The organism is Nesterenkonia sandarakina (genome assembly GCF_003003175.1).
Lineage (GTDB): Bacteria > Actinomycetota > Actinomycetes > Actinomycetales > Micrococcaceae > Nesterenkonia > Nesterenkonia sandarakina_A.
In genome coordinates this window covers 57,091-69,906 of record NZ_PVTY01000011.1, presented here as the reverse complement: position 1 = coordinate 69,906, position 12,816 = coordinate 57,091, and the positions used below count along the sequence as shown (strand labels likewise).

Below are 12,816 nucleotides of genomic sequence, written 5' to 3'. Positions count from 1 at the left end.
CTCCTGCGTGCACCGCGAGAGGGCACGAAAAAGGCCCCTCCGGAGAGGGGCCTTTCGAAGCTGAGTGAAGCCGAGCAGGTCAGTCCTGGCGGCGTCGTTCTTCCCAGCGCTGCTCGAGTCCGGTCATGAAGGTTCCGGAGGGGCTCGGGGTGGAGCTGCGGGGTCCGCCGCCGCCGCCTCCGCCGCCTCCATTCCCGCCGGAACCGTTGCCGCGGGAGTTCCCGGAGGTGCCTCCGGTGGTGGCGTAGTACACGCCTGCGCCCATGATCAGAAAGCCGATCACGCCGACGATGATCCACTGGTTGTAGATGCCGAGCAGGAGCACGACGATGCCGAGGACCGCGACCAGGGCGCCGAGCACAATATTGCGCACATTGAGCTTTCCAGCCGGGGAGTCCTGCATGGAGCTTGCGAAGCTCGGATCCTCCGACTGCAGCTGTTCTTCCAGCTGCTTGAGCATGCGCTGTTCACGCTCCGACAGTGGCATCGTGAAGCTCCTCGCGGTCGTCGTGTGGCGTGTGGACGATACAGATACGCCTGGGTCTATAGTCTAGCCGTTTCGCCAGCCCAGACCTAGCCCGAAGTCTTCGCACCGGTGATCTATAGGCTGACTCTCAGGGTCCCTCCAGTCAGGGTTCCTCCTTGCGGGCCCGAAGCAGCGAGGCCGGGGCCGTCTGGACCTGCGGAAACTTCTTCGCGATGGCGTCGAGCGCGCTCTCGGCGTCGAGCCAGTTCGTCTCGGTGCGATCGAAGCTGAGCTGGAGCGAGCCGCCTTCATCGACGAGCCGTTCAGCTCGGACTCCGATGAGCCGGACCGGCTGCGGCCGCTCCCCCAGCCGCTCCAGAAGCGCCAGCAGCCGCGAGTAGATGGCCAGCGCAGAGTGGGTGGGATGGGAGAGCGTGGAGGACCGGGTCAGCGTCTCGAAGTCGCTGTATCGCAGCTTCAAGCTGATCCCCTCGGCGGAGACCCCTGACTCGCGCAGCCGGGCGGCGACCCGGTGGCTGAGCCGCAGCAGCTCGGCGCGCAGCACCGCCTCATCGTCGACGTCCACGGCGAAGGTCTCCTCGGCCCCGATGGACTTCTCGATGCGGTGCGGCTGGACGTCGCGGGCGTCCTCTCCCCAGGCCAATCGGTGCAGCGCGGTGCCGGTGACCCCGAATCGTCGGCGCAGCGCCGGCTCCGGCGTCTCGGCGAGCTGAAGCACCGTGGTGATCCCGAAGGCCTTCAGCGACTCGGCGGTCTTGCCCCCGACGCCCCACATCGCGGTGACCGGCAGCGAGTGCAGGAACTCCAGCCGGCGGTGCGGCGGAACCAGGAGCAGCCCGTCGGGCTTCGCTCGGGTGGAGGCGATCTTGGCGATGAACTTCCGATCGGCGATCCCGACCGTGGCGGGAAGGTCGAACTCCTCACGGATCTCGCGGCGGATCTTCTGTCCGATCTCAGCGGGCCCGCCGAGCCGGCGCAGAGACCCGGTGAGGTCCAGGAAGGCCTCGTCCACACTCAGCTGCTCCACCGCGTCGGTGATCGTGTCGAAGTAGGCCATGATGCGCCGGGACAGCTCGCGGTAGACCTCCATATGCGGCGAGACGACGACGGCGTCGGGACTCATCTGCCGCGCCCGGGCCAGCGGCATCGCCGAGCGCACCCCGTCGGCGCGGGCCTCATAGGACGCCGAGAGCACCACGGAGCGCCCGGAGTCCTGGGCGACGATGATCTTGCGCCCGCGCAGCTCGGGCTGGGTGAGCAGCTCGACCTCCACGTAATAGGCGTCCATATCCACATGAGCGAGCACGCGCGAATCAGCGGGTGGGGACGGTGCCATACCGATAGGCTATCCGCCATGAAGCGCGAAGAATTCATCAGCGAGGTCAACGCGAGGTGCGCCGGCTTCCTCCAGGATCGCCACGCAGAGGTCAATGCAGTCTCCGAGCACGCCGTCCCGCTGGTGACGGCGCTGATGTCGCTGACCCGGGGCGGCAAGAAGATGCGCCCGGCGCTGGCCCGTCTCGGCTGGCAGGCCGCTTCCGGACGCGGCGACGCCGTCGTCGACCTGGGGGTGGCGCTGGAGCTCTTCCAGGCGGCGGCCCTGGTCCACGATGACGTGATCGATCGCTCCGCGACGCGCCGCGGCCTGCCCAGCGCGCATATCCGCTTCGAGCAGCTTCACCGGGAATCCAGCTTCAGCGGCGATCGCAGCCACTTCGGCACCTCCGGGGCGATCCTCTCCGGGGACCTCTCCCTGGCCTGGGCCTCGGAGGCCTTCTTCCATGCCCAGTGCACCGCCATGCAGGATGGGCTGACCAGCAGCCCGCTCGCCGCACGAACCTTCCACCGGATGCACACCGAGGTGATCACCGGGCAGTACCTCGACGTGCTGGAGGAGGTGCGCATCCCTGCCGAGACCGAGGCCGAGGCGGTGCACCGCGCCCGTGGGGTGCTGCGCTATAAGGCGGCGAAGTACTCCACCGAGTACCCGGTGGTCCTCGGCGCCGCGCTGGCCGGCGGCTCCGACGAGCTGTGCCGCGCCTTCGCCGCCGCGGCGCTGCCTGTCGGGGAGGCCTTCCAGCTGCGTGACGATCTCCTGGGTGTCTTCGGTGACCCGGAGACCACCGGCAAACCGGTCGGCGACGATCTGCGTGAGGGCAAGCGCACCGAGCTGATCGCCTACGGACTGTTCCGATCCTCCGCGACCGCTTCCCGTGAGCTGGCTCAGATGCTGGGCGATCCAGGGCTGAGCGAGACACAGGTGGAGCGGGCCCGCGCCATCCTCGTGGAATCAGGCGCCCTGGCCGAGGTGGAGCGCAGCATCGAGGCCCTCACCGAGGACAGCGTCGCCTGTACCCAGGACCTGATCGACCTCGGCGTCTCCGCGGAGGTCCTCGAGGAGTTCGACCAGCTGCGCGGCCACCTGGTGCTGCGCACGGTCTGACTCCGACGTCGCGCCGGGGGCTCCCTGGGCTGGGCAGGTTCGATACCCTGAAGCGGTGAGCCAAGAACAGACTGACCCGTGGATCGGATCCAGGATCGATGACCGCTATGTGATCGAGGAGCGCATCGCGCGCGGCGGCATGTCCACGGTCTACCGCGCCCAGGACCATCGTCTCGGCCGCGAGGTGGCACTGAAGGTGCTGTTTCCACATATGGCCGAGGACCGCAAGGTCGTGGACCGGTTCGAGCAGGAGGCGCGGAACTCCGCGCTGATCGCCCACCCCAACGTGGTCCAGGTGCTCGATCAGGGTCAGTCACGCGAAACCGCCTACCTGGTGATGGAGTACGTCCCTGGAGCCACGCTGCGCACGCTGCTCAAGCATGGGGCGATGACGCCTCGGCTGGCACTGACCTACATGGACTCGATCCTGCAGGGTCTCGCCGCGGCGCACCGCGCCGGCCTGGTCCATCGCGACATCAAGCCGGAGAACGTGCTGGTCTCCCACGACGGGCGGATCAAGCTTGCGGATCTGGGGCTGGCCCGCGCGGCGACCCACCACTCCGGAACCTCCACCCTGATGGGCACCGTCGCCTACATCTCCCCGGAGCTGCTCTCCGGTGAGAGCGCGGATGAGCGCTCCGACATCTACGCCATCGGCATCCTGCTCTACGAGATGCTCACCGGGGTCCAGCCCTTCACCGGGGACTCCCCGGTGCGGGTGGCCTACCAGCACGTGAACTCCACCGTCCCGGTGCCCTCCGCGCAGGTCAGCGGGCTGGCCGCCGAGCTGGATGACCTGGTCAGCATCGCCACCCGACCCGAGGTGGCGCTTCGGCCGAAGAACGCCGACGAGCTGCTCAAGATGCTGCGTGAGGCCCGCGGCCTGCTCAGCGACGCCGAGCTCGACTTCGACGGCGCGCTCACCACGGCTGCGACCCGAGCGATCCCCGCCGTGGGTGCCTCCGGACGGGACTCCGCGCAGAGTTCCACGAGCCCGGGCCAGCGATCGACCACCATGCTGCCCGGGGACTCCAGCGAGGCCTTCCTGGACACCGAGGCGCACCCCGACGATCCGCAGACCCGCGTCGCTGAGCCGTGGGATGAGGACATCGAAGCGGCCCTGGGCAATGCGCGGACCACCCACCTGCAGGCGGAGCATCGTGACGCCGCCTATGAGCGTCCCTCGAGCCTGGCCGAGGAGGATCGCCAGCTGGTCACCCAGGTGCCCATCAGCGGCCTGCATCCGCGTCCGCCCCGGCTCAGCGTCGCGGACCCGGTGACCGGGATCCAGCCCGCGGTCGGCGCCCGTCGACCGGTGGAGCGGGTCCGCACGGAGAAGCGGGAGCGTCAGCGCCCCACGGTCGAGCTGGAGCGCGCCAACGCCACCCGGGTCTGGCTGATGATCGCCGCCATCATGATCGGCGGCGCGCTGCTGGTGCTGCTGGCCGGGTGGATCGGCACGAGCGACGCGCTGATCCCCAGCCTCGGAGGCTGAGGACCAGCGCCGCCGCTGGCGGCTACTTCACCTGAGTGAGCGACTCCGCCACCAGGAACGCCAGCTCCAGGGACTGCTTGTGGTTCAGCCGCGGGTCCACCAGGGACTCGTAGCGCTGGTCGAAGGCCGACTCATCGACCACGTCGGAGCCGCCGAGGCATTCTGCGACGTCGTCGCCGGTCATCTCCACATGCAGCCCGCCCGGGTACGTGCCCAGGGAGCGGTGGACCTCGAAGAAGCCGCGGACCTCTTCGAGGATGTCGTCGAAGCGACGGGTCTTGTAGCCGTTGTCGGCGGTGATGGTGTTGCCGTGCATCGGATCGGTGACCCAGACGACCTTGGCGCCGGAATCTCGCACGGCGGCCACCAGCGGCGGGAGCTTCTCCCGGACGTTGGAGGCGCCCATCCGCACGATGAAGGTCAGTCGTCCCGGTTCACGCTCGGGGTCGAGCTTCTTGATGATCTCCAGGACGGTCTCCGGGGTGGTGGTGGGGCCCAGCTTGACCCCGATCGGGTTCTCCACCCGGGAGAGGTAGTCCATGTGGGCGCCGTCGAGCTCGCGGGTGCGTTCGCCGATCCACACGAAATGGCCGCTGGTCACGTAGGGCTTGCCGGTGCGCGAGTCGATGCGGGTCAGGGCGCGTTCGTAGTCGAGCAGCAGCGCCTCGTGGGCGGCGTAGAACTCGGTGCGCTTGAGCCCCTCGAAGTCTGCGCCACAGGCCTCCATGAAGCGCACGGCGCGGTCGATCTCGCCGGCGAGCTGCTCGTAGCGGGCGTGGGCGGGGTTCTCCATGAAGCCCTTGTTCCACTGCTGCACCGCGCGCAGGTCGGCGAAGCCGCCCTCGGTGAAGGCGCGGATCAGGTTCAGCGTGGCGGCCGACTTGTGATATGCCGCGACCATCCGCTTCGGGTCCGGGATGCGGGACTCCTCGGTGAACTCGAAGCCGTTGACGATCTCGCCGCGGAAGGTCGGCAGGGTGACGCCGTCGCGGGTCTCCACATCGGAGGAGCGCGGCTTGGCGTACTGACCTGCCATGCGGCCCATCTTGACCACCGGCAGCGAGGCACCATAGGTGAGCACGACCGCCATCTGCAGGATCGTCTTGATCTTCGCGCTGATCCGGTCGGCGGTCACGCCGTCGAAGGTCTCGGCGCAGTCGCCGCCCTGGAGCAGGAAGGCCTCGCCGTTGGCCACCTTGGCCAGCCGGCGCTTGAGCTTGTCGACCTCGCCGGCGAAGACCAGCGGCGGGTGCGCGGAGAGCTCTGCATAGGCGGAGTCGAAGTCTTCGTGGCCGCGCCAGTCCGGCTGCTGGCTCAGCGGCAGCGAACGCCACTCGTCGAGCCCCGGATAGTCCGCTGCTCCGACGTGGAGGATCTCTCCGGGAGCGGTCAAAGGGGCTTCGGATCTGGGCTCTGGCGTGGTAGTCACCCACTCAGGGTAGTCCGCCGCGCGCGGGCGCGCCTAATGCCGAATCAGCAGTCCATTATGCGGACGAAAGGAGCCCGGGGGCGGCGTGCGCCCCCGGGCTCCGGGGTTCTGCTGGGATCGTCGGGTCAGCGCTGGCGGGCACGCGCAGGGGTGCGGCGTGCGCGGATCAGCCCTTCTTGGCCGCGGCCTCGGTGTAGAGCGCCTCGACCTCGTCGGCGAAGTCCTTCATCACCACGGGACGCTTGATCTTCATGGACGGGGTGAGGTGGCCGGACTCGATGGTGAAGTCGGTGTGCATCAGCCGGAAGTCACGGATCGATTCGGCGCGGGAGACGGACTCGTTGGCCCGGTCCACCACCGACTGCACATGGGCGATGATCGTCTCGTGCTGGACCAGGTCGGCGACCGGGGTCTTGGGATCAAGTCCCTTGCGCTCGAGCCACTGCGGCAGGGTCTCTTCGTCCAGGGTGATCAGCGCGGCCACGAAGGGACGGTTGTCCCCGACCACCACGGCCTGGGAGACGATCGCGTCGGAGCGCATCAGGTCCTCGAGCTGGGCCGGGGAGACGTTCTTGCCGGCGGCGGTGACCAGGATCTCCTTCTTGCGACCGGTGATGGTGAGGCAGCCGTCGGAGTCCAGGGTGCCGACGTCGCCGGTGCGGAACCAGCCGGTGTCGGTGAAGATCTCCTGGTTCAGCTCGGGCCGGTTGTGGTAGCCGCGGAAGACGCAGACCCCGCGGCCCAGGATCTCACCGTCCTCGGCGATCTTCACTGCACACCCGGGAAGCGGGGCTCCGACGGTGCCGATCTTGCTCAGCGCCGGGGTGTTCACGGTCAGCGGCGCCGTGGTCTCGGTGAGGCCGTAGCCCTCCAGGATCTGCACGCCCACGCCGTAGAAGAAGTGGCCCAGCCGCTCCCCCAGCGGAGATCCGCCGGAGACCGCGTGGGCGACCTGCCCGCCCATCCGAGCGCGCAGCTTGGAGTAGACGAGCTTGTCGAAGACGGTGTGCTTGAGTCCCAGGGTGAAGGGCACCTTGCCGTTCTGCTTGGCGCGGGACCATTCGATGGCGGTGTCCGCGGCCTTCTGGAAGATCGCTCCCTTGCCGTCGGACTCGGCCTTCATCATCGCCGCGTTGTAGATCTTCTCGAAGACACGCGGGACCGCGAGCAGGAAGGTCGGCTTGAAGGTGCCCAGGTCATCCACCAGCTCCTTGATGTCGGAGGTGTGTCCGACCCGGGAGCCGCCGGCCACGGCGAGCACCGAGATGAAGCGTGCGAACACGTGGGCCAGCGGGATGAACATCACCGTGGAGGCGTCCTTGTTGACCACGGAGCCCAGTGAGGAGCCCAGGGCCTGGAGCGAGAGCTCGGTGAAGTTGGCGTGGGTCAGCTCGCAGCCCTTGGGCCGCCCGGTGGTCCCCGAGGTGTAGATGATCGTGGCGAGGTCAGCGCCCACGGCGACCCCGCGGCGGGCCATGACCTGATCCTCGGTCACGTCAGCGCCCTTGGCGCGCAGCTGATCCAGCCCGGAGCCCTCGATCGTGTAGACGTTGCCGAGCCCGGTCAGCTTCTCCTGGGCGACGGCGCGCTCGACGATCTTCTGGTGCGCCGGGGTCTCGGCGACGAGCAGCTTCACGCCGGCGTCTTCGATGATCCAGGCCACCTGGGAGGGCGAGGAGGTCTCGTAGACCGGCACTGTGACAGCACCGGCATAGAAGATCGCGAAGTCCAGCAGCGTCCACTCGTACCGGGTGGGGGCCATGATCGCGACCCGGTCACCGACCTCGATGCCGGAGCCGATGATCCCCTTCGCCAGGGCGATCACCTGGTCGCGGAACTCGGCGGTGCTGACGTCGGTCCACTGGCCGGGGCTCAGCTGGCGACCGAAGAGGATGTTCTTCGGATCTGACGTGAACTGCCGTTCCAGCAGGTCAGTGATGTTCAGCTCGGCCGGGACCTCTACTGCGGGCGGTGTTGCGATTTCCTTCACGGGGACTCCTCCATCATGTGTGCCATCTCACATCATGGTCTCACAGCCCGTTACTCAACGGTAGCTGGATGTTTCGTGTCTTTGTCGGCGGACCGCTCAGACCTGTGCGCCGTCCCCGGATCCTGAGCGGTTGCGCGGCATCTGCAGGAACAGGATGACCAGACCCGCGAGCACCACTCCGATCAGCGCCGGCACGGTCCAGCTGGGGGTGTTCAGCGGGAGGAAGGGCACGATGATCAGCGCCAGGATCGCGCCGATGCTCAGCACCGCACCGAGCACCACGGCTGGCTTCGCGCCGGCCAGCGGGTTCTTCGGGTTCGGGGGCTCGAAGTCATCGATGTCTTCCAGCACGGAGTCGTCCACGCTGTGATCCCGGGGCCCCTGTCCGGGGCCGGGAAGTGGTCGCGAACGCCCCTCTCGGCCGAAGACTCTGCTGGGTTCATCGTCGCGATAGGTGCTCATGGCGCCATCCTCTCAAGGGTCTCGGCGGCGAGGTGCCGTCGGTGCAGAAAACTGATCAGCTGCTCGTGGATGGTCTCCGCCTCGTGGTCCAGCGTCGCCACGTGCTGGCTGCGGGTGAGCTCGACGGTCTCGAGCTGGTCCGCGCGGAGCAGCCGAGACAGCGTCTCGGCCGAGGACGGCGGCAGGACGTTGTCCACCGATGAGCGGAAGAACAGCACCGGGGTCCGCCGGCGGGCCAGCTCGGGGAGCTCGCGGCGGACCTGCGCGAAGAGCCGATCCAGCTCCACGACGGCGCGCAGCGGAGTCTGCGCGTAGGCCTCCTCCACCACGTCGGGCTTGGCGATGTCCCCGGCGATGCTGGCCACCGAGGGACGGATCCGGCCCATGGCCCAGGCTTTGGGACCGGTCAGCGGGGCCAGCCGGAGTCCGGGATTGATCACCGAGACCGCCTCCACCCGCCGATGGGCAGCCACATGCAGCGCCAGCGATCCCCCCATGGAGAGCCCCACGGTGGCCACTCGGGGGCAGCGAGCGGCGAGCCGGTCATAGCTGGCCAGCGCGGCCCGCATGATCTCGCTTCGCGAAGTCGTGGCCAGCTGTTCCCAGCTTGTACCGTGACCGGGCAGCAGCGGCAGATCCACCGTGAAGCCGGCGCCCTGAAGGGCATCGGCGAGCGCGCGCATCGAGGCGGGCGTGGAGGTGAATCCGTGAAAGACCGAAACTCCGAAGCCGGACATGTCCATTCCTCTACTGTATTGCCTCTACAGTGGTCACGAAGCTCAGCCCCCTGAAAGGACCCCCTCACACCGTGTCGTTCTATAGCGTCGCCAAGAACTTCGTCGTGGCCCCGGTGGTCAACACGGTGTTCCGCCCCTGGGTCCGCGGTCTGCACAACATTCCCAGCGAGGGTCCCGCGATCCTCGCCTCGAACCACCTGTCCTTCTCCGATTCGGTGTTCATGCCGGTGAATGTGCCCCGGCAGGTGCACTTCATGGCGAAGGACGACTACTGGAGCAGGCAGGGCGCCTCCGGGTGGGTGATGCGGAAGTTCTTCGACCTCTCCGGGCAGATCCCGATGGACCGCTCCGGCGGGAAGGCGAGCCAGCATTCGCTCAACGCCGGAGAGCAGGCGCTGCGTGATGGAGGGGTGCTGGGCATCTACCCGGAAGGCACCCGCAGCCCCGACGGTCGGCTCTATCGCGGCAAGCTCGGCATCGCGCGGCTGGCCCTGAACACCCAGGCCCCGGTGATCCCGATCGCGCTGATCGGCACCGACAAGGTGCAGCCGATCGGGAAGAACATCCCCCGGCTGGGCCGGGTCGGGATGATCGTCGGTGAGCCGATGACCTTCGAGTCCTACTACGCCAATGCCGATGACCGTTTCGCCCAGCGGGCGGTCGCCGACGAGATCATGTATCGGATCATGCGGCTCTCCGGGCAGGAGTACGTGGACGTCTACGCCTCGGACGTGAAACGCCAGCTGGAGGCGGAGAAGTCTGAGGCCAAGGCGGCCCGGAAGGCGCTTCGGCACCACAGCGGACGCCGCACCGAGGATCCGGAGACCGACTAGGCGGACCCGCCTCGGCGCCGGGGCAGGCGCTCGGGCCGGTGCGGCTCAGAACACCCCGGGGGCAGCCTTGCGGTGCAGACCGAAGCGGAATCCGAGTCCGGCTGCGACGACGATCGCCGCGCCGAACACCCATCCGGAGAGCGCCAGAGCCTGCGTCCCCGAGAGCAGCACTCCGATGGTGCAGCCCAGCCCGATCATCGCACCCCAGCCCAGGAGCACCCCTCCCCCGAGCGCGGTCAGCGAATTGAACGCGGTGGTCTTCTCGACACGCACCCGCCGCCCCGGCAGGGCGACCGCCAGGGAGGCCAGCACGATCCCCACGATCAGCCATCCGTTGGTGGTGATGGTGTCGACCACCATGGCCACACACCCGGCGAGCCGCTCATCGAGCCCCGGCATGAAGCCGTCCATCCAGCCGGCCTCGGTCATGCCGGTCCGGGTCATCGACGAGATCTGCTGGGTGACCCCCAGCGGCTGGTCCTTGTAGTAGGCCAGGATCGCCAGGATTCCCACGGCGGCGCCGGTGAACAGCGCCGGCCAGCGTTTGAAGAACACCAGCCGCCGGACTTCGGCGGCGTCCACGACCCGGTCCCCCCGGCCCTGGACCGGAGGGTTCCAGCGCAGCAGCAACACCCCCAGACCCACCAGCACCCCGAGCTGCAGCAGCACCGCGAGCACATACCCGTTGCCCGCCGCCAGCCAGGTCGCGGGGGCGCCGAGGATGAACCCCGAGTACATGGCGTCCCAGCTCAGGAAGCCGAGCCCGAAGCCCAGGACGACGCCGGCCAGCGCGGGGATCGAGCGCAGGTGCCCCTCTGGGAGGCGGTACAGATGCCCGGCGATGCATCCGCCGGAGATCACCATGCCCAGCCCGAAGGCCAGTCCGGCGATGACCAGCGCCAGTGAGACCGGCGCGATGTGCGCGTCCGTGGGGACGTTGTCTGCGGTGGGCGTCGGAATCCGGGTCGAGAAGATCACCGCGTAGCCGATCGTGCCGACCCCGATGGAGACCAGGATCGCGTACATCCCCCTGCTATCCCGCTTCTCGAAGAGGTCCCGGAACACGCAGAAGAAGCAGTACCGGCCACGCTCGAACAGGATGCCCAGACCCGCCCCGATGAGCAGCATCAGGGCCGCATTGGATCCGCCGAGCCCCTCGCCGTCGGTCGCGGAGAGGTACCCCGCGAGCCCCAGCAGCACCGCCGCCACGGCGACCGCGATCACGGTGCGCACGGTGTCCGCCCGGGTCCATCCCAGCTCTCGATCTGCTCTGACTTGCACGGTCATGAGGGTCCTCTCCTGCACACAGGAGCCGGGCCCGCTGCCGCGGGCCCGGCTCCCTCAACGGTCTTCGGTCAGCGATCCGGGTGGAACGGGAACAGCTCAGTCTCCGGACTGGCCCCAGAGTCCTGCCCGCTCTCCGGAGTTGTTCGCCACCGGGACGCCGACGCTGTTGCCCCATTCAGACCAGGAGCCGTCATAGACCTTGACCTCCTCGCCGAGGATCTGGCTCAGCGCGTACCAGGTGTGCGAGGCGCGCTCTCCGATCCGGCAGTAGGCGATGATCGGATCATCGAAGTCCACCCCGGCCTCCTCGTAGATGCTGCGGATCTCCTCGGCGGGGAGGAACTCACCGGTCTCCTCGTCCACGATCTGGGTCCAGGTGACGTTGACCGACCCCGGGATGTGCCCCCAGACTGCGGCGCCCTCGCCCTGGAAGATGTCCGGGTCGACGCCGACCTCGCCGTCGTGCTCTTCGGCTGAGCGGATATCGACCAGGTTGACCGCCGCGACGGCGTCTCCGTCGGCCTCGGTGTTCTGCTCTGCGATCTCCAGCACCTCGGGCTGGAACGCGCGGAGGTCGTGGTTCTGCGGCTTGGCCTCGAAGTTCCCGGCCGGCACCGAGGGGACCTCTTCCACCAGTTCCCGCTCGTCATAGAGCTCCCATTTGTGCAGGCCTCCGTCGAGCAGCACCACGTCTTCGACGCCGTAGAGATTGAACACCCAGGAAGCGTAGGCGGCGAACCAGTTGTTGTTGTCCCCGTAGAGGACCACGGTCGAATCTTCACCGATGCCCAGGGACTGGGCGAGCTCGGTGAACTCCTCCGCGGAGATGAACTCCCGCGTGTTGGGCGCGGTGAACTCCTCGGACCACTCCACATACTGCGCCTGCGGAATATGCGCCTCGGCGTAGGGGGTGAGCTCCGAGCTGGGCAGGTTCTCCGAGACGTCGAGCAGCACGATCCCCTGCTCGTGGAGCTCCCCCTCCTCCAGACGCTCGGCCAGCCAGTCGGTGGTGGCCAGCGGCTCTTCCGTGTGGACCTCGTCGAAGCCGCGGTGCTCCCCGGGGATGTCCGCCGCGACGACCGTGGTGGCCGTGTCCCCCGAGCCAGTGCCGCCTGATTCTGCGCTGTCGGATCCTGCAGTGTCGGATCCTGCGGTGGTCGACCCCGCATCGTCGCCGGTGGAGTTGGCCACCACGAAGCCAGCCGTGCCGGCGAGGGCCGCCGCGGCGACCACGGCGATCGCGGTCCTGCCCGCGGATTTCCTGGGCGTCGGGGCTCCGGCCCCGGCGGTGCTCTCATCGGTGCTCATCGGTGCGCCTCTCATCGTGGAGTCAGTGTGCGTGACACCACTATGCGGCAATATCTTCAATTATGTACAACTGCGCGTTCATATTTGGACACATGGGCATCGGGTCCCTGTGCGGGATGCGACCGTCGGCGGATCGCGCCAGGACGCAGAAGAGCCCCGCCTCCGATGATCGTGATCATCCGAAGCGGGGCCCGCTGTGCTGCTTGAATACTCTGTGCGCGAGGGGGGACTTGAACCCCCACGCCCGTGAAGGCACTGGCACCTGAAGCCAGCGCGTCTACCTATTCCGCCACTCGCGCATACCTGTTGTTCAGGCCCTTTCGGGCCTGTCTCGCAACCGGCGAT

At 68.1% G+C, this 12,816-nt stretch carries 11 protein-coding genes and 1 tRNA gene; 3 read left to right on the top strand and 9 right to left on the bottom strand.

Going from position 1 to position 12,816, the window contains the following annotated elements; translation table 11 throughout:
- Positions 1-79 precede the first annotated feature (79 nt).
- A complete protein-coding gene (locus BCL67_RS10295; protein WP_106123356.1) occupies positions 80-487 on the bottom strand; it encodes a DUF3040 domain-containing protein in 408 nt (135 codons plus the stop codon).
- 142 nt (positions 488-629) lie between these two features.
- The gene (gene dinB, locus BCL67_RS10290; protein ID WP_106123355.1) at positions 630-1,823 is read right to left on the bottom strand and encodes a DNA polymerase IV; all 1,194 of its coding nucleotides are present in this window, start codon (positions 1,821-1,823) and stop codon (positions 630-632) included.
- Positions 1,824-1,841: 18 nt separating this feature from the next.
- Between dinB and BCL67_RS10285 the strand changes: the two genes are divergently transcribed.
- Positions 1,842-2,930, top strand: coding sequence for a polyprenyl synthetase family protein (locus tag BCL67_RS10285; RefSeq protein WP_181255977.1), 1,089 nt, complete (start codon positions 1,842-1,844; stop codon positions 2,928-2,930).
- Positions 2,931-2,985: 55 nt separating this feature from the next.
- Positions 2,986-4,425, top strand: coding sequence for a protein kinase domain-containing protein (locus BCL67_RS15220; protein ID WP_258174957.1), 1,440 nt, complete (start codon positions 2,986-2,988; stop codon positions 4,423-4,425).
- A 22-nt stretch (positions 4,426-4,447) separates the two neighbouring features.
- Here the strand turns inward: BCL67_RS15220 and BCL67_RS10275 are convergent, their stop codons facing one another.
- The 4 genes from BCL67_RS10275 to BCL67_RS10260 all read right to left on the bottom strand — a co-directional run bounded on the left by BCL67_RS10275 (position 4,448) and on the right by BCL67_RS10260 (position 9,043).
- On the bottom strand, positions 4,448-5,818 hold the full coding sequence (locus tag BCL67_RS10275; RefSeq protein WP_106123353.1) for a class II 3-deoxy-7-phosphoheptulonate synthase: 1,371 nt from the start codon (positions 5,816-5,818) through the stop codon (positions 4,448-4,450).
- A 202-nt stretch (positions 5,819-6,020) separates the two neighbouring features.
- Positions 6,021-7,844 carry an AMP-dependent synthetase/ligase gene (locus BCL67_RS10270; protein WP_106123352.1) on the bottom strand — a complete coding sequence of 608 codons (1,824 nt, stop codon included), beginning with the start codon at positions 7,842-7,844 and terminating at the stop codon, positions 6,021-6,023.
- Positions 7,845-7,940: 96 nt separating this feature from the next.
- Positions 7,941-8,306, bottom strand: coding sequence for a hypothetical protein (locus BCL67_RS10265; protein ID WP_106123351.1), 366 nt, complete (start codon positions 8,304-8,306; stop codon positions 7,941-7,943).
- Positions 8,303-9,043: an alpha/beta hydrolase gene (locus tag BCL67_RS10260; RefSeq protein ID WP_181255976.1), complete on the bottom strand. Its 741-nt coding sequence runs from the start codon at positions 9,041-9,043 to the stop codon at positions 8,303-8,305. The genes BCL67_RS10265 and BCL67_RS10260 overlap by 4 nt, the downstream gene beginning before the upstream one ends.
- Before the next feature lie 71 nt (positions 9,044-9,114).
- Between BCL67_RS10260 and BCL67_RS10255 the strand changes: the two genes are divergently transcribed.
- Positions 9,115-9,876, top strand: coding sequence for a lysophospholipid acyltransferase family protein (locus tag BCL67_RS10255; RefSeq protein ID WP_106123349.1), 762 nt, complete (start codon positions 9,115-9,117; stop codon positions 9,874-9,876).
- 45 nt (positions 9,877-9,921) lie between these two features.
- Here the strand turns inward: BCL67_RS10255 and BCL67_RS10250 are convergent, their stop codons facing one another.
- From BCL67_RS10250 to BCL67_RS10240, 3 genes are all read right to left on the bottom strand, one after another.
- Complete coding sequence (locus BCL67_RS10250; protein ID WP_106123348.1) at positions 9,922-11,163, bottom strand: YeeE/YedE family protein; 1,242 nt, start codon at positions 11,161-11,163, stop codon at positions 9,922-9,924.
- 96 nt (positions 11,164-11,259) lie between these two features.
- On the bottom strand, positions 11,260-12,471 hold the full coding sequence (locus BCL67_RS10245; protein WP_106123347.1) for a sulfurtransferase: 1,212 nt from the start codon (positions 12,469-12,471) through the stop codon (positions 11,260-11,262).
- A 215-nt stretch (positions 12,472-12,686) separates the two neighbouring features.
- Positions 12,687-12,770: transfer RNA gene (locus BCL67_RS10240), tRNA-Leu, on the bottom strand.
- Positions 12,771-12,816: the final 46 nt, after the last annotated feature.

Bases quoted from the DNA above. Each gene is read 5' to 3' on its own strand.
- BCL67_RS10265 (WP_106123351.1), bottom strand. From the start codon at position 8,306: ATGAGCACCTATCGCGACGATGAACCCAGCAGAGTCTTCGGCCGAGAG.
- dinB (WP_106123355.1), bottom strand. From the start codon at position 1,823: ATGGCACCGTCCCCACCCGCTGATTCGCGCGTGCTCGCTCATGTGGAT.
- BCL67_RS10250 (WP_106123348.1), bottom strand. From the start codon at position 11,163: ATGACCGTGCAAGTCAGAGCAGATCGAGAGCTGGGATGGACCCGGGCG.
- BCL67_RS10245 (WP_106123347.1), bottom strand. From the start codon at position 12,471: ATGAGCACCGATGAGAGCACCGCCGGGGCCGGAGCCCCGACGCCCAGG.
- BCL67_RS10260 (WP_181255976.1), bottom strand. From the start codon at position 9,043: ATGTCCGGCTTCGGAGTTTCGGTCTTTCACGGATTCACCTCCACGCCC.
- BCL67_RS10285 (WP_181255977.1), top strand. From the start codon at position 1,842: ATGAAGCGCGAAGAATTCATCAGCGAGGTCAACGCGAGGTGCGCCGGC.
- BCL67_RS10295 (WP_106123356.1), bottom strand. From the start codon at position 487: ATGCCACTGTCGGAGCGTGAACAGCGCATGCTCAAGCAGCTGGAAGAA.